This window comes from Bordetella ansorpii (assembly GCF_900078315.1).
GTDB classification, from domain to species: domain Bacteria; phylum Pseudomonadota; class Gammaproteobacteria; order Burkholderiales; family Burkholderiaceae_B; genus Bordetella; species Bordetella ansorpii.
The window spans coordinates 22,083-42,203 of the sequence record NZ_FKBS01000025.1; the positions used below are offsets into that span (position 1 = coordinate 22,083).

Genomic DNA, 20,121 nt, shown 5'->3' on the forward strand with positions numbered 1-20,121 from the left:
CCGCGGTGGGCGCCCGCATGCCAGTAAGACTACCGTTATCGTGATCGAACCGACGTCAGCCGAATTCCTGCAGCAGGTGCGTGTCTACTATGAAGACACGGACGCTGCGGGAATCGTCTTCTATGCCAATTACCTGAAGTTCTTCGAACGCGCCCGCACCGAATGGCTGCGCGCGCTGGGCTTCAACCAGTCCGAACTGGTCGGCCGCACCGGCCGGGTCTTCGTCGTCCATTCGCTGGATATGCGCTACCGCAAGCCAGCGCGCCTGGACGATCTGCTCACCATCCGCAGCCAGATCACCCGAGTGGGCCGCGCTTCGATACACTTCGCCCAGCGCGCGGAGCGCGACGGGGAACTGCTGGCCGAAGGCGGCATCCAAGTCTGCTGCGTAGACACGACCCATTTGCGGCCAGCCGAACTGCCCGGCGACGTCCACGACAAACTGAAATCCATCCAGGGATAGATATCCATGCAACCCTCCGCCGACATGTCGCTGATCTCGCTGATCTCGCACGCCAGCATCCCCGTTCAGCTGATCATGCTGATCCTGCTGGTGATCTCCATCATGTCCTGGACCTACATCTTCGCCAAGCGGTTGGCCATCCGCCGCACGCATCGCCAGACGCTGCGCTTCGAGGACGACTTCTGGTCGGGCGGCGACCTCTCCGTGCTGCAGCAGGCGGTGTCCAGCCGCCGCGACGAGCAAGGCGCGCTGGCCCGCATCTTCGACGCCGGCATGACCGAATTCATGAAGGCTCGCCGCAACGCCCCCAGCGGCGACGTCAATGCCGCCCTGGACGGCCCGCGCCGCGCCATGCGCGCCGCCTACCAGCGTGAGATGGACTCGCTGGAGTCGCACCTGAACTTCCTGGCCTCGGCCGGCTCGGTCAGTCCGTACATCGGCCTGCTGGGCACGGTGTGGGGCATCATGCACGCGTTCATCGGCCTGTCGAACATGCAGCAGGCCACGCTGGCCTCGGTGGCGCCCGGCATCGCCGAAGCGCTGATCGCCACGGCCATCGGCCTGTTCGCCGCCATCCCCGCGGTGGTGGCCTACAACCGCTTCACCAACGACATCGACCGCCTGTCGATCCGTTTCGACAGCTTCGTCGATGAATTCCTGAACATTCTGCAACGGCAGGTGCGCTGATGGGTTCTTTACGTTCTGGCGGCCGGCACGGCCGCAAGATGAAAGCAGACATCAACGTGGTGCCGTACATCGACGTCATGCTGGTGCTGCTGGTCATCTTCATGGTGACCGCGCCGCTGATCACGCCCGGCCTGATCGAGCTGCCGTCGGTCGGCCAGGCCGCCCAGGTGCCGGTCAAGCCGCTGGAAGTGCAGATCGGCCAGGACGGCAAGATCGCGCTGCGCATGCGTGAAGCCGGCGCCACCCCGCAGGACATCAACCGCGCCGAACTGGTCTCGCAGGTGCAGTCGCGCATCACGGCGGACACGCCCGTGGTGATCGCCGCCGACGGCAAGGCGCCGTACGAAACCGTGGTGAAGGTGATGGACGAGCTGCGCACCAGCGGCATCACCCGCCTGGGCCTGCTGGTCGACCAGGGCGGTTCCGCTGTGCAGCAGCCCACCCGCCGCCGCTAAACGCGCCTCGAACCGGTTCCGGCCCCTGGCCTTTCTATCTCGCCCATGACGTCACCTTCTTCGCAACGCAACGGCCCGCAGGATCCCGCCGCCTCCCAGGACAACAAGAAGGGCCTCGGCCTGGCGGTCCTGGCGCACCTGTTGCTGGTGCTCGCTCTTGTGGTCGGCCTGGATTGGCATACCGAGAACCCCGGGCCGGTGCAGGTCGAGTTGTGGGCCAAGGGTGACAGTCCCGACGCCCCGCCCCCCACGCCGAACAAGCCGCCACCGGATCCGCAGCCCAAGCCGCCCGAGCCGCAGCCTCAGCCCGACCCCACGCCGACGCCGCCTCCCGCGCCGCCTCAACCCGTGCCCACCCCGCCCAAGCCGGCGGTGCAGCCGCCCGAGCAGCCCGATCCCGAGATCGCGCTCGAAGAGGCGCGCAAGAAGCGCGAGCAGGAAGAGAAACAGCGCCAGGCCGCCGAGGCGGCCAAGGAAAAGGCGCGTCTCGAAGAGGAACGCAAGCAGGCCGAACTGAAGGAAAAACAGCGTCTGGCCGACGAGAAGGCGGCTGCCGAGAAGGCTGCCGCGCAGAAGGCTGCCGCCGAGAAGGCCGCTGCCGACAAGGCCGCGGCGGAAAAGGCGGCTGCCGAGAAAGCCGCTGCCGAAAAGGTCGCTGCCGAGAAGGCCGCCGCTGAAAAGAAGGCGGCCGCTGAAAAGGCCGCTGCCGAACAGGCCGCGCAAGAGAAAGCCGCCGCCGAAAAGCTGGCAGCCGAAAAGAAAGCCAAGGAAGACGCCGCCAAGAAGGCAGCCGCCGAAAAGGCCGCGGCCGAGAAGAAGGCGGCGGCTGAGAAGGCCGCCGCGGAAAAGAAAGCCGCGGCCGACCAGGCCCTGCGCGATGCCTTCCGCAACGACGCCATGGGAGCCGCCGGTCTGCCGGGCGGCACAGCCGACCGCAATCAGGCGGGCGGTGGCCGCGACAGCGGCTACGGCGCCAAGGTGCGTGCCTGCGTGCAGCCTGGCGTGTCCTACCCCACTCCGGCCCGCGGATCGTCCAATCCGACGGCGGAATACCGGGTACAGTTAGGGTCTGACGGGAAAGTAACAGGCGTCACACTGACCCGCTCGTCCGGCATCACAGGCTTCGACCGCGCGGTCGAAACCGGCATCCGGCGCTGCAACCCGTTCCCAAAACCAGATAGCGGCCGTTATGAGCCCGTTATCGACGTTGTGTACCGAATGTATGACTGACAGGAGATTGCCGACCATGACATCCGCCTTCCGCACTCCCTTCATGGGGATCCTGCGTAAGCATGGCCTTGCGCTCGTAATGCTGATGGCCGCCCTGCTCGCCTGGCATCCCGCCCGCGCGCAACTGCGCGTGGACATCTCCGGCACGGGCGCCACGCAATACCCGGTGGCCATTGCCGATTTCGCGGGCGACGACACGCGCGGCCGCGCACTGGCCGACGTGATCCGCGCCGACCTGACACGCACGGGCCAATTCCGCCTGATCAACGCCGCGGGCTCGGGCCTGACGGTGGACAGCCCCATCGCGCACGACGAATGGCGCGGCAAGGGCGCCGACTTCCTGGCCTATGGCAGCATTTCGCGTGGCGCCGACGGCCGCTACGACATCCGCTACCGCCTGGCCGACACGGTCCAGAAGAACCAGTTGGACGGCGTGGCCTTCTCGGGCACCGAGCAGGAACTGCGCCGCGTGGCGCACCAGATCGCCGACCGCATCTACGAAAAGATCACCGGCGTGCGTGGCGTTTTCTCCACACGCATCGCCTATGTGCTGAAACAAGGTAATACGTACGAACTGCAGGTCGCCGACGCCGACGGCCAGAACCCGCAAGTCGCCCTGCGCTCGCGCGAGCCCATCATCTCGCCCAAGTGGTCGCCGGACGGCCAGCGCCTGGCCTACGTCAGTTTCCACACCGGCAAGCCGGTGGTGTACGTGCAGAACCTGTCCACCAGCGCCCAGGTGCCCGTGGCCAACTTCAAGGGCAACAACAGCGCCCCGGCCTGGTCGCCGGACGGCTCGCAACTGGCCGTGGCCCTGACGCGCGATGGTCTGTCGCAGATCTACGTGGTCAGCGCAGCCGGCGGTTCGAACATGCGCCGCGTCACGCGTTCGCCCGGCATCGACACCGAGCCGAGCTTCACGCCCGACGGCCGTTCCCTGGTCTTCACCAGCGACCGCAGCGGCGGTCCGCAGATCTACCAGACCGGCCTGGATGGCGGCGACGCGCGCCGCCTGACGCTAAATGGCAGTTACAACATCTCACCCCGAATTTCCCCCGATGGATCGACGCTGCTGTACGTTGCAAGACGAGATGGCGCGTTTCGTATCGCCTCGCTGAACCTGTCCTCAGGCGCCGAAACCTTGCTGACTGATGGTCAAGACGATCAGTCGCCAAGCTTCGCACCGAATGGCATGCAGGTCCTCTACGCTACCGTGCAAGGAGGGCGCAGCGTGCTGGCAGGTGTCTCGAGCGATGGCCGCGTGCGGCAGACCTTGTCTGTCCTGAACGGGGAAATACGTGAACCTACGTGGGGCCCATTTACCCGATAAACACGTGTGACTCTCTTTTCAAAGGAACTACCATGAAGTCGCGCATTGCCAAGAGCCTTACCATTGCCGCAATGGCCGCCGCCCTGGCCGCTTGCAGCTCCGTCCCTCTCGACGATACGGCCGGTCAAGGAACTGGCACCGGCCAGGGCACGACCGGCGGTACCGCTGGTACCGGCCAGATCCTGGATCCCTTCAACCCCCAAAGCATCCTGGCGCAACAGCGCTCGGTTTACTTTGATTTCGACAGCTACACCGTGTCGGACCAATACCGTGGCCTGGTGGAAACCCATGCCCGTTATCTGTCCTCGCACCCGCAGCAACGCATCCGCATCGAAGGCAACACCGACGAACGCGGCGGCTCCGAGTACAACCTGGCCCTGGGCCAGCGTCGCGCCGACGCTGTGCGCCGCATGATGACCTTGGTAGGCGTCAGCGACGGTCAGATCGAAACCATCAGCTTCGGCAAGGAAAAGCCGAAGGCGACGGGTTCCTCGGAAGCTGATTTTGCGGAAAACCGCCGCGCCGACATCAACTATCAGCGCTAAGCAGCACCTTCACGTTTAGAGTGCCCCACCACTTCTGCGTCGGGACGGTCAACCGGCCGTTCCGACGTTTGCTTTGACACTCTGGAAATTCCATGCGAGACCGAGTTCCTACCTTGCGCTTGCTGGCCGTGACCGCCAGCCTAGCCTTCGCCGCGATGGCGGCCCCTGCCAGCGCATTCGCCGACGATGAAGCCCGACGGGCCATTCTCGACCTGCGCCAGCAGGTCCAGCAGCAGAACGAACAGAACGTACGGGCGCGCCTGCAGTTGGCCGACCAGCTCCAATCGCTGCAGCAGGAGATCGCCCAGTTGCGCAACCAGCTGGAACTGGTGTCCCGTCAGCAGCCCTCGACTGCCCAGCAGGGCCAGCAGCAGAACAACCATCCCGGCAACCCGCCGGGCGTGTCCGCCGCCGACCCCCAGGAGCAAGCCGCCTACGACGGCGCCATCGACCTGTTCCGCAAGGCACAGTACAAAGAGGCGTCGGAGTCCTTCGCCGCCTTCTCCGCGCTGTACCCCAACAGTGCGCTGGCGCCGTCTTCGCAGTTCTATCTGGGCAGCAGCCGCTACGCCCTGAAGGACTTCAAGGGCGCGATCGAACAACTGAATACGCTGGTGCAGAATGCGCCCAACGACGCACGCGCGCCCGACGCGCTGCTGGTAATCGCCGGCAGCCAGATCGAGCTGAACAACCGCGCGGGCGCCAAGGCCACCCTGCAACGCATCGTGTCGGAATATCCACAGACGCCGGCCGCCAAAACGGCGCAAAGCCGCCTGCAGCTGTTGCAGTAAAAAGTGGATCCGAATCCGCTCGCCATCCGGCTGGATGGCGCGTGACAGGAGCCGGCCGAGAGGCCGGCTTTTTTATTGGTCCCGCCCAGAACGAGCCGCGGCCCGTCCACCCGGCGGCTACCTCTGCCCCGCGGCCAGCAGCAGCAACAGCACGCCCACCACGATCAGCGCGATGCCGGCGGTTTCCCGGCGGCTGGGCGCGTGCGCGAACAATTTCTGCGACAGCGCCTGGGCGAACAGAACCTCGACCAGACCCAGCGTGCGCACGTTGGCCGCGGCCGTGAGCGCGAAGCCGATGAACCAGGCCTGCGACGCCGTGGCGCCCAGGAATCCGCCCCAGATCGAGGCGCGCCAGGCCGCGGCGCACGCGCGCAGCAGCGGACGATTGCACAACAGCATCCAGGTCATCAGGATCAGCACCTGCACGCCCAGCGACCAGCAGAGCGTCCAGGTGGCCTGGACGGCGAACATGCCGCCGTCCAGCTTCAGGATCGCGCCGCGAAAGCACACCGCCGACAGCGCGAAACCCGCGCCGGACAGCAGCCCCAGCCATGCCGGACGCAAACCGGCGGCCTGGACGTCGCCCGCGGGCCTGGCCGACATCAGCACCACGCCCAGCGTCGCCAGCACCACGGCCAACATGCCCACGGGCGACAACGGATCGCCCAGCACCGCGAAGCCGAACAGCGCGACCTGTATCGGCTCGGTCTTGGTCCAGGCCGTCACCACCACGAACGAGCGATCCCGCATGGCCGCCAACATCAGCGCCGTGGCGGCGATCTGCGCCACCGCGCCCCCCAGCACGAACAGCAGGAAGGGCGTGTTCACGCCGGGCGGCGTCTCACCGGCCAGCAAGCAGACGATCAGCAGATACAGCAGCGCGAACGGGAAACCGAACAGAAAGCGCACCTGCGTGGCGCCCAGCGTGCCCAGGGAGGCGGTCAGGCCGCGCTGCACCGCGTTGCGGCCCGCCTGCGCGGCGCGGCCACCAGCGTGGCGGGAATCCACAGCCAGACGAGATCCATGCAGGGCGGGCTCAGGCGCGTTGCGCGACGTCGGCCACGGGCGCGCCCGTCATGGCGGCCAGTTGCGCGGGGGTCATGCAGAAAACGGCGTTCGGATGCCCGGCGGCGGCCCAGATGCTGTCGTACTGGAACAGGTCCTCGTCCAGCAGCATCACCGGCTTGACCACGTGTCCGATGGGGCTGACGCCACCGATGGCGTAGCCGGTGGCCTCGCGCACGAAGCGCGCGTCGGCGCGGGCCAGCGGGCCGACGCGCTCGGCCACTTTGGCCTCGTCGACGCGGTTGATGCCGCTGGCCACGACCAGCACCGGCGCATCGTCGGTGGCGCGGCGGAAGATGATGGACTTGGCGATCTGCGCCACCTGGCAACCCAGGCCGGCGGCGGCCTCGGCGGAGGTCTTGCCGGTCTGGGGCAGCATCACGACAGGTTTATCATGGCCCATCTGCCGCAGCAGCAACGCGACGCGCTGCGCGGACTCGGGCAGGGAAACAGCGGATTCAGTCGACATGGGAAACGGGAGGCAGACGTTGGAAGGGCCGGCAGGCGCGCCGGCGGCAACGGATGTCGAGTGTACCCCCACACCGCCCCGATCCGGCGCATGCACCCCTTGGCGGTAGAATCCCGGGCTTGGCCTGACTTCCTGCCCGCATGCGTACCCCACCCAACCTGCCCCTGCGCCATGCCGCCATCGGCGACGGCGAAACCGCCTATCTCGAACACGGCGCCGGCACTGCGCTGATCCTGGTCCACGGGTCGCTGTGCGACTGCCGCTATTGGACGCCGCAGATGGCGACGCTGGGACGCAATCACCGCGTGCTGGCCCCGTCGCTCAAGCGCTATTGGCCCGAACAATGGGACGGCGCAGGCGACGGCTTCTCTCTTGACGCGCACACCGAGCAGGTGCTGGCGTTCATCGAGACCGTGGCGGGCGAGCCCGCACATCTGGTGGGCCATTCGCGCGGCGGCCGCGTGGCATTGGAAGCCGCGCTGCGCCGGCCCGACCTGGTGCGCACCCTGACGCTGGCCGACCCCGGCGTGCCCGTGCCCGGCCATCCGGACCAACGCGGCGACTTCCGCCAGCAGGCCCTGCAGCGCATCCAGGCCGGCGAGGCCGACGAGGGCCTGGCCCTGTTCATCGACGCCGTCACCGGCCCCGACACCTGGCGCCGCATGGTGCCGTGGTTCAAGGACATGGTGCGCGACAATGCCACCACCCTGCTGGGCCAATCGCGTGAAACGCCCCGCCCCGTCGACGAGGCCGCGTTGCGCGCCCTGGGCATGCCCGTGCTGCTGATCGGCGGCGCGCTCAGTCCGCAGCCCTATCCCGCCGTCATCGCGTGGCTGGAAAGCGTGCTGCCGTATGCCAGCAGCGAGATGATCGCCGGGTCTTCCCACGGCATGAATCTGGGCAATCCCCGCGCCTTCAATCAGGCGGTGGCCGACTTCCTGGGTTGAATGCCGCGTCGCGAAGCGACACGCAGGCACGCAACACGGACCACACCTTGCCGGCAGTCCGGACCTGGCCCGACGCTGCTATCCTAAGCCGACACTAGCCACAGGAGATGGACATGCAAGGTATCTGGCCGGAAATCTGGACGACGCTGCGCACCGAATTCTCGGACGTGCCCGATGCCAGTGAAGCGACCCGCATGGTCTTGCGCCTGCTGATGGCCGCGCTGCTGGGCGGCCTGTTGGGCTATGAACGCGAACGCAGCGGCAAGTCCGCCGGACTACGTACCCACATCCTGGTGGCCCTGGGCGCCTGCCTGTTCGTGCTGGCCCCCTTGCAGGCCGGCATGAAAATCAACGACCTGAGCCGTGTCATGCAGGGCGTGATCGCCGGCATCGGCTTCCTGGGCGCGGGCGCCATCATCAAATTCAGCGACGAGCGCCGCATCCGTGGCCTGACCACCTCGGCCGGCATCTGGCTGACCGCGGCCATTGGCATCACCGCCGGCATGGGCCGCGAAACCACCGCGGTGTTCGCAACCTTGCTGGCATTGTTCGTGCTGCACGTGCTGCACCGTGTGGAAAAGCGCATGGACCAGCGCCTTCATCAACACGCCTTGATCCAGACCGACAGCAACCGCACCGACCTGCCGATGCGGCGCAGCACGGCGGACGACGACGTATAAGCATGGCCGTGGCGCGCCACGCCGGCATTGCATGAGTCCTCGCGCCGGGTGGCGAGTGCCCGTGACGGCCAATTGGAGGGAGGGAAGCCCCGCGTAGCGGGGCCGAGGGCGCCTGATGGCGCGCCCGAGCCGACCGACTTGGCCGGCGCGGGCACTCGCCACCCGGTGCGAGGACGCCTACGAAGCGACACCCTCACACATCGAGCCAGCAAACAAATCAGCGAGCAGCCTGAGCCGCCATCACCTGCTCGGCCACCTGCCGCGGCGCCTCGGCATAATGCTTGAACTCCATCGTGTAAGTCGCCCGCCCCTGCGTCAACGACCGCAACGACGTCGAATACCCGAACATCTCCGCCAACGGCACTTCGGCCCGCACCACCTTGCCGCCGCCGCCCGCGATGTCGTCCATGCCCTGCACCATGCCGCGCCGCGAAGACAGATCGCCCATGACGTGCCCCGTGTAGTCCTCGGGCGTTTCCACCTCGACCTTCATCATGGGCTCGAGCAGCACCGGCTTGGCGCGCCGCATGCCTTCCTTGAACGCCATAGAGCCCGCCATGCGGAACGCGTTCTCGTTCGAGTCCACGTCGTGGTACGAACCGAACACCAGCGTGACCTTCACGTCCACCACGGGATAGCCCGCCAGCACGCCGGCATTCAGGCTCTCGCGCACCCCGCGCTCGACCGCGGGAATGAACTCGCGCGGTACCACACCGCCCTTGATCGCGTCGACGAACTCGAAGCCCGTGCCCGGCTCCTGCGGCTCGAGCTTGAGCACCGCGTGGCCGTACTGGCCGCGGCCGCCCGACTGCTTGACGAACTTGCCTTCGACGTCGTCCGCCACCGCGCGGATGGTTTCGCGGTACGCCACCTGCGGCTTGCCCACCGTGGCCTCGACGCCGAACTCGCGCTTCATGCGGTCGACCAGGATCTCCAGGTGCAGCTCGCCCATGCCCGAGATGATGGTCTGGCCCGACTCTTCGTCGGTGCGCACGCGGAACGATGGATCCTCCTGCGCAAGGCGGTTCAGCGCCAGGCCCATCTTTTCCTGGTCGGCCTTGGTCTTGGGTTCGACGGCCTGTGAAATCACGGGTTCGGGGAACACCATGCGTTCGAGAATGATGACTTTCGACGGGTCGCTCAGCGTATCGCCCGTGGTGACGTCCTTCAGGCCTACCGCCGCGGCGATGTCGCCGGCGTAGACCTCTTCGATCTCGCGGCGCTCGTTCGCATGCATCTGCAGGATGCGGCCGATGCGTTCCTTCTTGCCCTTGATGGGGTTGTAGACGGAGTCGCCCGACTTCACCACGCCCGAATAGACGCGGAAGAACACCAGTTGGCCCACGAAGGGGTCGGTCATGATCTTGAAGGCGAGCGCCGAGAACGGCTCGTCGTCGCCTGGGTGGCGTTCGATCTCGCCGTCTTTCTCGTCATGGCCCTTGATGGCGGGGATGTCCAGCGGCGAAGGCAGGTAGTCGATGACCGCATCCAGCATGGCCTGCACGCCCTTGTTCTTGAACGCGCTGCCACAGAGCATGGGCACGACCTCGTTGGCGATGGTGCGCTTGCGCAGCGCGGCCTTGATCTCGGCCTCGGTCAGTTCCTGGCCCGACAGGTACTTGTCCAGCAGCACCTCGTCGGCTTCGGCCGCCTTCTCGACCAGGTGCTCGCGCCACTGCCGCGCGGTCTCCTGCAGGTGCGCGGGCACGTCCTGGTATTCGAAGCGCACGCCCTGGCTGGCTTCGTCCCAGATGATGGCCTTCATCTTGACCAGGTCGATGACGCCCTCGAAGCCGTCTTCGGCCCCCACGGGAATCTGCACCGGCACGGCATCGCCGCGCAGGCGTTCGGCGATCTGGCGCTGCACGCGGAAGAAATCGGCGCCGACGCGGTCCATCTTGTTGACGAAGGCCAGGCGCGGCACGCGGTACTTGTTGGCCTGGCGCCAGACGGTTTCGGATTGCGGCTGCACACCTCCCACTGCGTCATAGACCATGACGGCGCCGTCGAGCACGCGCATGGAACGTTCGACTTCGATGGTGAAGTCGACGTGCCCCGGCGTATCGATGATGTTGATGCGATGTTCGGGATAGTCGCCCGCCATGCCGCGCCAGAACGCCGTGGTGGCGGCCGACGTGATGGTGATGCCGCGCTCTTGCTCCTGCTCCATCCAGTCCATGACCGCCGCGCCGTTGTGCACCTCGCCAATCTTGTGCGTGATGCCGGTGTAGAAAAGAATGCGCTCGGTCGTGGTGGTCTTGCCCGCGTCGATGTGGGCGCTGATTCCGATGTTCCGGTATTGGTCGATACGCGTTCTGCGAGTCATGGTGCGGCCTCTTTGGCTACGATGATTGACTCATCGATATTACGCCTGCGCGCGCGCCTTGGGACCAGATGCAGATAGCACGATAGGGGGATTGACGGCGCGCCCGCATCCGGCTTCGCGCCACACCGGCGCGAAGCCGGATGCGGGCCGCGCAACGCGGCCCGGCGGGAGAATTACTTCTCTTCCTTGACGCGGTACACCAGCACACCGGTGGTGGCCAGCGACAGCACCTTGGCGGTGACGCTGCCCAGCAGCAGCCGCGACAGGCCGCTACGGCCGTGGCTGCCGATGAAGATCAGGTCGCAGCCGTTGTCGGCGGCCGCCTGCACGATGCCGTCGGCCACGTTGAAGTTGGACACGGCGCACTTGGTGGCCGTGATGCCGGCCGTGTGGGCGCGGTCCAACACCTGCTTCAGGAACTTGTCGGACTGCTCGGCGGCCGCCTTCTCGTAGTCTTCGTCGGTGATGGCATATGCGGCCGCCATGCCGTCGAAGCCGATGGTGGCCGCAAAAGGCTGGCTGACGTGCAGCGCCACGATTTCGGCCCCGATGGAACGCGCGAAATGAACACCGGCATTGGCCGCCTGCGACGACAGCGCGGAGCCGTCGGTGGGGATCAGGATTTTCTTGAACATGTTTCGCTCCTGTCTGGGTAGAGGCAGACCCATGCTACCGGAAAAGCCTTTTCCCGGACATCACAGCTGTGACAAAGCTTGATCGGGATCAACCCTTGATCTGCTGGGCGTTGGCGTACAGGTTGGTGCAACGCGTGCCGCTGCGGCAATAGGCCAGCACGGGGCCGGGCAGTTCGCGCAGCAGCTCGGCGAAACGCACGACGTCGTCCATGGTCATGGCGCCGCTGACGACCGGCTGATATTCGATGCGCAGGCCCAGCGCCTGGGCGGCCTTGGAGACCTCGGCGGCGGTCGGCTGGTCGGCGCCGCCCTCGTAATCGGGGCGGTTGATGATGACGCTCTTGTAGCCGGCGGCGGCCACGTCGGCCATGTCCTCGGGCGTGAGCTGCGGGGCCACGGCGAAATCGGGGCTGAGAGGGCGGATCGGAGCGGCCATGAGAGTTCCTGAAATGACGGGTTCGAAAAGATGCTTGCAGTATAGGCGTCAGGCGGCGCGCGGCGGCAGCAGCGCGGCCAGTTCGCGCCACATCGGCGCGCTGTCCACCATGGTGACGGAGAAGCGCAGCATGGTGGAAGGCGCCTGGGCGGGCGAGAACAGCGAGCCCGGCGCCAGCAGCATGCCGCGGTCGGCGGCTTCGCGCGCCACGGCCTCGGAGTCACGGCCGCAGTCGGCCCACAGGAACATGCCGGACGGCGGCTCGTGCGGCACCGTCAGGCCCAGCTTCAGCAGGCCCTTCATGCAGCGCGCGCGGGCGTCGTCGACGCGGGCGCGCACGCGTTCGATGTGGCGCCGGTACTGGCCATCGGCCAGCACGCGGTGCACCACGCGTTCGCCCAGTTCGCAGGACGTCAGGCCGGCGAGCATCTTCAGGTCGGCCAGCTTCTGCACCAGTTGCTCGTTGGCCGCCACGTAGCCCACGCGCAGGCTGGCGGCCAGCATCTTCGAAAAGCCCCCCACCAGGATGACGCGCCGGAAACGGTCGAGTTCGGCCAGCCGGGTGGCGCCGCCGGGGTGCAGCTCGCCGTAGGTATCGTCCTCGACCACCATGAAATCGTGGCGTTCGGCCACGCGCAGGATGTCGTAGGCCGCGCCTGCCGGCATCGTGTGCCCCGTGGGGTTGTGCACCGAACTGTTGACGATGAAGAGCTTGGGCTTGTGCTCGGCCGCATACTGTTCGAGCAACGCAATGTCGGGACCGCCGGGACCGCGCGGCACGCCGATCACGCGCGCGCCGAAAGCGGCCAGCCGGCCGAAGATCACGAACCAGGCGGGATCCTCGACCAGCACGGTGTCGCCGGGCTGCACCAGATGGCGCGCCACCAGGTCCAGGCCGTGCGTGACGCCGTTGGTGGTCAGCAGGTTGCGGTCGGGATGGGCCGGCAGGCCCTGCTCCTGCAGCATGAACGCGATCTGCTGGCGCAACTGCCCGTAGCCCTGGGGATGCCCGTAGGACACCAGGTGGCTGCGTACGGAACGGCCCACGGCGCGCACCGCGCCGGCCACCATCTCGGGATCGAGCCAGTCGGGGGGCAGCAACCCCGCTCCGCCCGGCATGCCGGAGGTGGCGCTGTCGCGGAACATGCTGCGCAGCAGCCAGGCGATGTCGATGCGCGTGGGCGTCTCGAGGGCGCCCGGCGGCTTGGCGGTCGGCGCCAGCGGCGCGCTGCGCGCGCGCACGAAGAAGCCCGCGCCGCGCCGCGACTGCACCAGCCCGCGCGCCACCAGCCGGTCATAGGCCTCGACCACCGTGAAGCGGCTGACGCCGGACTGCTCGGCCATCTTGCGGATGGACGGCAGGCGGGTGCCGGGCCGCAGGCCCTGGTCGTCGATGCGGCGGGCCAGATCGTCCGCCAATTGGGCCACCAGCGTGGCATCGGCCTCGCGCACGGGATGCCAACCCGCCTGGGCGGGCAGTGAACTTGTAACTGTCATGGAAGTTCCACCGGGCCAGTCCGCAAAATGAACTGGAAAAGTGTACCGGTACTGTACCGTTAACTGTGCGTAGAGTGACAGCAATCGCCCCTTGGGGCAAGTGTGGCTTTTCTGGAACCCCGCATGGCACGCTCTTCCGCTGTCCCCCTTTCACCTCCCTCCGCGCCGCCCGTCTGGGAAGGCTATGGCTACGGCCTGCTGGGCGTGGTCGTCTTCAGCCTGACGCTGCCCATGACGCGCGTGGCCGTGGCCGAACTGTCCCCGCTGCTGATCGGCCTGGGCCGCGCACTGGTGGCTGCGATTCCCGCCATTGCGCTGCTGATCCTGACGCGCAGCCGTGTGCCCGACCGGCGCGAATGGTCCGGCGTGATCCTGGCCGCCATCGGCATCGTGGCGGGCTGGCCCATGGCGTCGACGCTGGCCATGCAGACCGTGCCCTCGTCGCATGGCGCGGTGGTCAATGGCCTGCTGCCACTGTCGACGGCGGCCTTCGCGGTGTGGCGCAGCGGCGAACGGCCCTCGCCGCGCTTCTGGCTGTGGGCGCTGGCCGGCGCCGCCCTGGTGACGGCCTACGCGCTGCGCCAGGGCCACGGCGAACTGCAGGCGGGGGACCTGTGGCTGCTGCTGGCCGTGCTGCTGGGCGGCATGGGCTATGCCGAAGGCGCACGGGCCTCGCGCACGCTGGGCGGCTGGCGCACCATCTGCTGGGCCCTGGCGATCAGCGCGCCGGTGCTGGCGCTGCCCGTGGGCTGGATGGCCCTGGACGCCGCCATGCCCTCGCAGGAAGCCCTGTTCGCCTGCGCCTACCTGGCGTTCGGCTCGATGTTCCTGGGTTTCTTCGCCTGGTATCGCGGCCTGGCGGTGGGCGGCATCGCCCGCGTGGGACAGATCCAGCTGCTGCAGCCCTTCCTGACCGTACTGGCGGCGGCCATGGTGTTTGGCGAAAGCGTGGAACCCGGTACATTCGTCTTTGCAGTGGCCGTGATCGCGATCATCGCGGGCGGCCGCCGCGCCCTGGTGGGAGGTTCGCGATGAACGGCGTCGATACCCTGAGCCAATTGCCCCTGGCCTCGCTGTCCCTGCTGGGCCCCCTGGCCCTGTTCGCGCTGGTCTCGTCCATCACGCCGGGCCCCAATAACGTGATGCTGGCCTCGTCCGGCCTGACCTTCGGCTTTCGCCGCAGCGTGCCGCACATGATGGGCGTGAACATCGGCTTCTCGCTGATGGTGCTGCTGGTGGGCCTGGGCCTGGGCGCCGTCTTCCAGCAGGCGCCGGTGCTGTACGACATCCTGAAATACGCCGGCACCGCCTACCTGCTGTACCTGGCCTGGAAGATCGCCAACTCCGGCCCGCTGGAAACCGGCGAGACGCGCGGCAAACCCTTCACCTTCATGCAGGCGGCCCTGTTCCAGTGGGTCAATCCCAAGGCCTGGGTGATGTCCGTGGGCATCATCGCCACCTACACCCCACAGGTCGGCTTCTTCGGCAACCTGATCATCGCCTCGCTCGTCTGCTGCGCCGTCAACCTGCCCGCCATCAGCGTCTGGGTGCTGTTCGGCAGCGGCCTGCGCCGCTGGCTGCACCGGCCCAACGCGATCAAGGCGTTCAACGTGGGAATGGCGGTGCTGCTGGTGGCCTCGCTGTATCCGGTGGCATTGGAGCTGGCGCAGATGGCGGTGGGAAAACAGTAAGTCGCATACGCGGCATGCCAAGCGCTCGCACCACTCGACGCGTCCCCGCCGATCTCTGCTTTACGCTGAATCAGCCTGTGCGCGGGGTGCCCGGTCGCGCCGGCCAATTGGAGGAGGGGCAGTCCCGCGCAGCGGGACCGAGGGCGCCTGATGGCGCGCCCGAGCCCGACGACTTGGCCGGCGCGACCGGGCACCCCGCGCGCAGGCGGCCTCAAGAACTCAAAACAGAGACCGCGGCTCGCAACGAACCCCGGCCACGAACCATACCTACCGGCATCAGCAAGACAGCGCAGACGCTGACCACCTAAGCCATCAGCCAATAGACCACCGCCGGCGTCACGAAGACATTGAACAACCCGGCCAGCACCATCACCAACCCGGCCACCGCGCCCTCTTCCGCCGCGAATTCCCGCGCCTTCGCCGTGCCGGCGCCATGCGCCCCCATCCCGAACAGCGCGCCGCGCGCCAGCGGCGACCGCAACGGCAGCCACGTCCGCAACCATCCTCCCATCACCGTGCCCAGCACGCCCGTGACGATCACGAACACCGCCGTCAGGTCGGGCTTGCCGCCCACATGGGAAGACACCGACATCGCGAACGGCGTGGCGATCGAACGCGGCAGCAGGCTCAACCGCATGTCGGCGGGCAGATCGAGCAAGGTGCCCAGCAGCCAGGCGCTGACGCCCGCGATCAGGCTGCCCACCATCACCCCCGCCACCAGCAGCGGCCAATAGCGGCGGATCAGCGCCCGCTGCTCGTACAGCGGCAGCGCGAAGGCCACCAGCACCGGTCCCAGCATCGACATCAGCCAGTGCGAGCCCGACATGTATCCCGTGTAGCCCGCCTGCAACAGAATGGCCAGCGCCAGCAGGATCGCGGGAGCCATCACCAGGGTGGACGTCCACCATGCCGGCATGCGGCGGTACGACCAGCGCGCCGCCAGATAGGCCGCCACCGTGGCCAGCGGCCAGAAGACCAGGTCGAATTCAGGCCGCACGGCGATGCATCCAGCGATAGCAGAGGTCGATCGTGAGGGCCGTGCCCGCCATCACCAGCAGCGTGCCCAGCGCGATGACCGCCAGCAGCTTCAGGCCCAGCACGCCGAGGAACTCGCGGTGGTCCAGCACCGACATCACCGCGGGCACGAAGAACAGCAGCATCTCGGCCAGCAGCCAGCTGGCGCCCAGGCGCACCGCGCGGATCGGCAGCCGGCCGCTGGCCAGCAGCGCCAGCACCATCAGCAGGCCCAGCACGCCGCCGGGTATCGGCAGGCCGGACCAACCTGCCAGTGCCTGCCCGGCCAGGGCGAACAACACGATGAGCGCGATCTGCAGCAGGCGGCTGCGGCGCAGGGCGAGACGGAACGACAGGAGAAACGAACGACGGGAAGCCATGATGACACCAGGAAGCAGGTATCCTTTGTACGCCTGGGGAAGCCATAGATAAAATGAATTCTATGAATCCCGGCAATTCTATTTTCGAATAACCAGGAAAAGGAGACCCGCCCCGATGGAGCTACGCCCACTGCGCGCCCTGGTCGAAGTCGTACGGCAGGGCGGCTTCTCGCAGGCCGCGCGCGCCGTCTACGCCACCCAACCCACCGTCAGCAAGGCCATCCGCCAGCTGGAGGACGAATTGGGCATGGTGCTGCTGGACCGCCAGGCGCAGCCGCCCAAGCTGACGCAGGCCGGCGAAATCGTCTACCGCCGGGCGGTGTCCATGCTGGCCGAGCGCGACGACCTGCGGGCCGAACTGGACGATCTGCGCGGCCTGAAGCGCGGCACGCTGCGCCTGGGCCTGCCGCCCCTGGGCAGCGCCTCCCTGTTCGCACCGATGTTCGCGCGGTTTCGCAGCCGCTATCCGGCCATCGAGATCAGCCTGGTAGAACGCGGCAGCCGGCGGCTGGAAGAAATGGTGATGGCCGGCGAACTGGAGCTGGCCGCCTCGCTGACACCCGTGCCCGCCGATTGCGAATGGCAGCCGGTGGCGCGCGAGCCGTTGCTGGCGCTGCTTTCGCCCGATCACGAACACGCACGCGCCAAGCGCGTCAGCCTTCGCGACTTGCGAGACTCGCCGTTCATCCTGTTCGAGAGCGGATTCGCGCTGAACCAGATCCTGGACCAGGCCTGCCTGCGCGCGGGTTTTACGCCATCGACCGTGGCGCGCAGCGGACAGATCGACTTCATCATCGCGCTGGTGGCCGCGGGCCTGGGCGTGGCGTTCCTGCCACGCATGGAGATCTCCGCGCGGCGCAGGGCCGGCGTGCGGTGCGTGCCCCTGGAGGACGCAGGCACCGACTGGGAGATCGGCCTGATCTGGCGGCGCGGCAGCCACCTGTCCCCCGCCGCGCAGGCCTGGCTGCAACTGACACGGCAGGCCCGGCCGCAGGCGGGTTGACGCCGGGTCACGCGGACAGTCTGGCCCGAGAGCCTCTGCCTTCGGCAATGGGCATCTCGGCGCCTGCCCCGGGATTGTCCTGACCCTGTTACAGGGAACCCTGGCCGGGCGGGACAGTCCGACATTCCCATGCCCACCCTGCTTCGCCCGCCTCCGCGCCGTCTCGTTGCCGCCGCCGTCCTGGCCGCGGCGGGCGCCATCGGCTGTACGCAGCTGGACGCCTGGCAGCGCTCAGCGATCTTCTCCCCGCAAACCGAACAACGCCCCTGGTGGCGCGAACCACAGGCCGGCACCGAGGTCTACGACCTGACGCTGCCCAACGGCGACAAGGTACACACCTGGTACTGGCAGGCCGAGCGGGCCGACGCGCCCACGGTGCTGTACCTGCACGGCGCGCGCTGGAACCTGAATGGCGGCGCGTTCCGCATCGACGCCTGGACGCGCCTGGGCTATTCCGTGCTGGCCATCGACTATCGGGGGTTCGGCGCCTCCACGGCCCTGCTGCCATCGGAGGCCACGGCCGGCGAGGACGCCGCGGCTGCTCTGGTGGAACTGGCGCGTCGCCAGCCCGATCCGTCCCGCCGCATCGTGTACGGCCACAGCCTGGGCGGCGCCATCGCCATCGACCTGGCCACGCGGCGCGGCCGTCCCGCCTTCGCCGGCCTGGTGGTCGAATCCAGTTTCACCAGCGTGGCGGCCATGCTGGGCACGATGCGCTGGGGCTGGCTGCCGGGCGCCAGCCTGCTGGTAACACAGCCTTTCGCGTCGGTCGACAAGCTGGGCGAACTGACGCTGCCGGTGCTGTTCCTGCACGGCACCGCGGACGCCATCGTGCCGCACACCATGAGCGACGAACTGTATGTCGCCGCGCGCAGCGTGCCGCCCGGCCTGAAACGCCTGGTGAAGATAGAAGGCGCCGCGCATTCCAATGCGATACGCAGCGGAAGCATCTACGACGACGCCGTGCACGGCTTCATCCGCGATGCGGGCCGGGCCTATCGCCCGGCCGCGTTGCGAGCGGGCTCGGGCGCAACGGACTCCTGATCCGGGCTGGCTGAACGCGGTTTCCGTTGCGCGCCGCGGCCCTGGCCTGACGGCCCGGCAGACTCAGGCCTCGCCCGGCGCGGGGCGCCCCCACCAGCGGGCCCGCAATTTATCGTAGGCCAGGTTGTAGAAAAACGCATACGGCAGGTAGAACGCCAGCAGGCCGATATCCAGCAGTAGCGCCTGCCACAGTCCGATGCCCAGCCACAGCGCCGCCAGCGGCACGACGATCAGCACCAGCCCACCCTCGAAACCGATAGCGTGCAGCACGCGCACCGGCACGCTGCGGCGCAGGCCCCAGCGGCGCTCCATCCGCTCGAAGCCGGCGTTGTAGGCCATGTTCCAGAACAGCGCCACCAGGGCGATGGCGGCGGTCAGCAGGCCCATGTCCAGCACGGACTCGTGCATGGCCCAGGCCGCCGCGGGCGCGCTCAGGACAATGGCGATGATTTCGAAGAAAAAGGCGTGCAGGAAACGCTCTTTCAGGGACTTGGCGGGTGACTTCATGGAGGTTTCCGACCTGTCGGGGCCGGCGGCTGCGCGTTGGGATGTCAGGACGCAGCGTGGACCATACCCGATTCGCGCGCACCGTGCCTGCGCAGCGCGCCGAAACGCGAAACGTAAACCCTATTGACCTCCAGCCACGTGGACAACGCCGGCCGCGACAGCACCTCGTATTCGGCGGCGCGTTGCGCTGACAGCCCATCCGGATAGCTCGCCGAGGGCGCCGCGGGATGGCACATCAGCAGGTCGCCATCACGGGCAGCACGCAGCCAGGCGTACAGGCGCTGCGAATAGGCGGCGGCGCCGCCGCTCAATCCATAGACGCCCAACAGGCCATTGTTCTGGCCCCAGCCGCCTTCCCGGGCCTGGCGCCGCAAGGCGCGTGCGCCCAGCGCGCCGATGACGCGCGCCTTGAATACGTCCGCCGGGCGCTGGCCCTGCTGCGCGCCGGGCACGGTGCAGCGCAGCCAGGGCTGGCCATGCCCATAGCGCTCGCGCAGCGCGGCCAGCAGGCGCCGGCGCACCACGGGCAATTGATGCACGTGCTGGTGGCCATCGACGTAATCGGGCGCGCGGCGCACGGCCAGTTCGAACGCATCCAGTTGGCAACGGATGGCGGCGTCGATCCACGACGCATCCAGCAGGCCGGCGTAGGCGCTGGCGATCAGGCCGGGCAGGCTCAGCCCCGGGCTGCCTTCCATCGGCTCGGTCAGGTTCAGGTGCAGGCCCAGATCGACGCCGGCATCGCGCGCCGCCGTGGCATGCGCGGCAAACGCGGGCCCCGTGGACAGGCAGCTGACCGCGCTGACCCGGCCCATGTCCACCAGGCCCAGGATGCCCTCATCAACCGCGGAATTCATGCCAAAATCGTCGGCGCACACGATGATGCGGCGCCTGTCTCCCGTCTCGGCCCAGAGATCATCCCTCAA

The 20,121-nt window shown here is 67.8% G+C and carries 23 protein-coding genes; 13 read left to right on the forward strand and 10 right to left on the reverse strand.

All coding sequences use genetic code 11. The features are described 5' to 3' along the window. Positions 1-40: 40 nt before the first annotated feature. The 7 genes from ybgC to ybgF all read left to right on the forward strand — a co-directional run bounded on the left by ybgC (position 41) and on the right by ybgF (position 5,501). Positions 41-463, forward strand: a complete 423-nt coding sequence (gene ybgC / locus A7W11_RS17785; protein ID WP_066416359.1) for a tol-pal system-associated acyl-CoA thioesterase — start codon at positions 41-43, stop codon at positions 461-463. A 6-nt stretch (positions 464-469) separates the two neighbouring features. After that, positions 470-1,150 carry a protein TolQ gene (tolQ, locus tag A7W11_RS17790; RefSeq protein ID WP_066416365.1) on the forward strand — a complete coding sequence of 227 codons (681 nt, stop codon included), beginning with the start codon at positions 470-472 and terminating at the stop codon, positions 1,148-1,150. Further along, entirely contained in the window at positions 1,150-1,605 is a 456-nt protein-coding gene (tolR, locus tag A7W11_RS17795; RefSeq protein WP_066132210.1) for a protein TolR, read from the forward strand. The genes tolQ and tolR overlap by 1 nt, the downstream gene beginning before the upstream one ends. A 45-nt stretch (positions 1,606-1,650) precedes the next feature. Beyond that, entirely contained in the window at positions 1,651-2,835 is a 1,185-nt protein-coding gene (gene tolA / locus A7W11_RS17800) for a cell envelope integrity protein TolA (protein WP_066416368.1), read from the forward strand. 16 nt (positions 2,836-2,851) lie between these two features. Further along, positions 2,852-4,165, forward strand: coding sequence for a Tol-Pal system beta propeller repeat protein TolB (gene tolB, locus A7W11_RS17805; protein ID WP_066416371.1), 1,314 nt, complete (start codon positions 2,852-2,854; stop codon positions 4,163-4,165). A gap of 32 nt (positions 4,166-4,197) precedes the next feature. Further along, positions 4,198-4,710, forward strand: coding sequence for a peptidoglycan-associated lipoprotein Pal (pal, locus tag A7W11_RS17810; RefSeq protein WP_066416381.1), 513 nt, complete (start codon positions 4,198-4,200; stop codon positions 4,708-4,710). Positions 4,711-4,802: 92 nt separating this feature from the next. Beyond that, on the forward strand, positions 4,803-5,501 hold the full coding sequence (gene ybgF, locus A7W11_RS17815) for a tol-pal system protein YbgF (RefSeq protein WP_066416384.1): 699 nt from the start codon (positions 4,803-4,805) through the stop codon (positions 5,499-5,501). Between the two features lie 117 nt (positions 5,502-5,618). On the opposite strand, the gene A7W11_RS17820 is transcribed toward ybgF, so the two are convergent. Both A7W11_RS17820 and A7W11_RS17825 read right to left on the reverse strand, forming a co-directional pair. Further along, positions 5,619-6,509, reverse strand: a complete 891-nt coding sequence (locus tag A7W11_RS17820) for an EamA family transporter (RefSeq protein ID WP_218188613.1) — start codon at positions 6,507-6,509, stop codon at positions 5,619-5,621. A gap of 28 nt (positions 6,510-6,537) precedes the next feature. Continuing rightward, positions 6,538-7,035 (reverse strand): YbaK/EbsC family protein, encoded by a 498-nt coding sequence (locus A7W11_RS17825; RefSeq protein WP_066416389.1) that lies wholly within the window; start codon positions 7,033-7,035, stop codon positions 6,538-6,540. 140 nt (positions 7,036-7,175) lie between these two features. Between A7W11_RS17825 and A7W11_RS17830 the strand changes: the two genes are divergently transcribed. Together A7W11_RS17830 and A7W11_RS17835 are read left to right on the forward strand one after the other, a co-directional pair. Then, complete coding sequence (locus A7W11_RS17830) at positions 7,176-7,982, forward strand: alpha/beta fold hydrolase (protein ID WP_066416392.1); 807 nt, start codon at positions 7,176-7,178, stop codon at positions 7,980-7,982. Positions 7,983-8,095: 113 nt separating this feature from the next. Next, positions 8,096-8,662, forward strand: a complete 567-nt coding sequence (locus A7W11_RS17835; protein ID WP_066416401.1) for an MgtC/SapB family protein — start codon at positions 8,096-8,098, stop codon at positions 8,660-8,662. 217 nt (positions 8,663-8,879) lie between these two features. Here the strand turns inward: A7W11_RS17835 and fusA are convergent, their stop codons facing one another. The 4 genes from fusA to A7W11_RS17855 all read right to left on the reverse strand — a co-directional run bounded on the left by fusA (position 8,880) and on the right by A7W11_RS17855 (position 13,511). Then, positions 8,880-10,988, reverse strand: a complete 2,109-nt coding sequence (gene fusA, locus A7W11_RS17840) for an elongation factor G (protein ID WP_066416402.1) — start codon at positions 10,986-10,988, stop codon at positions 8,880-8,882. A 173-nt stretch (positions 10,989-11,161) separates the two neighbouring features. Next, entirely contained in the window at positions 11,162-11,623 is a 462-nt protein-coding gene (locus A7W11_RS17845) for a universal stress protein (protein ID WP_066416405.1), read from the reverse strand. Positions 11,624-11,711: 88 nt separating this feature from the next. Beyond that, on the reverse strand, positions 11,712-12,059 hold the full coding sequence (locus A7W11_RS17850) for a protein tyrosine phosphatase family protein (RefSeq protein WP_066416408.1): 348 nt from the start codon (positions 12,057-12,059) through the stop codon (positions 11,712-11,714). Positions 12,060-12,107: 48 nt separating this feature from the next. After that, positions 12,108-13,511: an aminotransferase-like domain-containing protein gene (locus tag A7W11_RS17855; RefSeq protein ID WP_156523185.1), complete on the reverse strand. Its 1,404-nt coding sequence runs from the start codon at positions 13,509-13,511 to the stop codon at positions 12,108-12,110. 168 nt (positions 13,512-13,679) lie between these two features. Here A7W11_RS17855 and A7W11_RS17860 point away from each other — a divergent pair, with 168 nt between their 5' ends. Further along, a complete protein-coding gene (locus tag A7W11_RS17860; RefSeq protein ID WP_066416413.1) occupies positions 13,680-14,591 on the forward strand; it encodes a DMT family transporter in 912 nt (303 codons plus the stop codon). Further along, a complete protein-coding gene (locus A7W11_RS17865) occupies positions 14,588-15,247 on the forward strand; it encodes a LysE family translocator (protein ID WP_066416415.1) in 660 nt (219 codons plus the stop codon). The genes A7W11_RS17860 and A7W11_RS17865 overlap by 4 nt, the downstream gene beginning before the upstream one ends. Positions 15,248-15,551: 304 nt before the next feature. Here the strand turns inward: A7W11_RS17865 and A7W11_RS17870 are convergent, their stop codons facing one another. Both A7W11_RS17870 and A7W11_RS17875 read right to left on the reverse strand, forming a co-directional pair. Beyond that, positions 15,552-16,244, reverse strand: a complete 693-nt coding sequence (locus A7W11_RS17870) for an LrgB family protein (protein WP_066416416.1) — start codon at positions 16,242-16,244, stop codon at positions 15,552-15,554. Further along, the gene (locus A7W11_RS17875) at positions 16,234-16,641 is read right to left on the reverse strand and encodes a CidA/LrgA family protein (RefSeq protein WP_066416420.1); all 408 of its coding nucleotides are present in this window, start codon (positions 16,639-16,641) and stop codon (positions 16,234-16,236) included. The genes A7W11_RS17870 and A7W11_RS17875 overlap by 11 nt, the downstream gene beginning before the upstream one ends. 115 nt (positions 16,642-16,756) lie before the next feature. Here A7W11_RS17875 and A7W11_RS17880 point away from each other — a divergent pair, with 115 nt between their 5' ends. Together A7W11_RS17880 and A7W11_RS17885 are read left to right on the forward strand one after the other, a co-directional pair. Continuing rightward, positions 16,757-17,644 carry a LysR family transcriptional regulator gene (locus A7W11_RS17880; protein ID WP_066416422.1) on the forward strand — a complete coding sequence of 296 codons (888 nt, stop codon included), beginning with the start codon at positions 16,757-16,759 and terminating at the stop codon, positions 17,642-17,644. Positions 17,645-17,773: 129 nt separating this feature from the next. Next, positions 17,774-18,688, forward strand: coding sequence for an alpha/beta hydrolase (locus A7W11_RS17885; protein WP_066416424.1), 915 nt, complete (start codon positions 17,774-17,776; stop codon positions 18,686-18,688). A gap of 63 nt (positions 18,689-18,751) precedes the next feature. On the opposite strand, the gene A7W11_RS17890 is transcribed toward A7W11_RS17885, so the two are convergent. Continuing rightward, positions 18,752-19,195: a multidrug/biocide efflux PACE transporter gene (locus tag A7W11_RS17890; protein ID WP_066416426.1), complete on the reverse strand. Its 444-nt coding sequence runs from the start codon at positions 19,193-19,195 to the stop codon at positions 18,752-18,754. Between the two features lie 44 nt (positions 19,196-19,239). Continuing rightward, on the reverse strand, positions 19,240-20,073 hold the full coding sequence (locus tag A7W11_RS17895) for a ChbG/HpnK family deacetylase (protein WP_412778743.1): 834 nt from the start codon (positions 20,071-20,073) through the stop codon (positions 19,240-19,242). Positions 20,074-20,121: the final 48 nt, after the last annotated feature.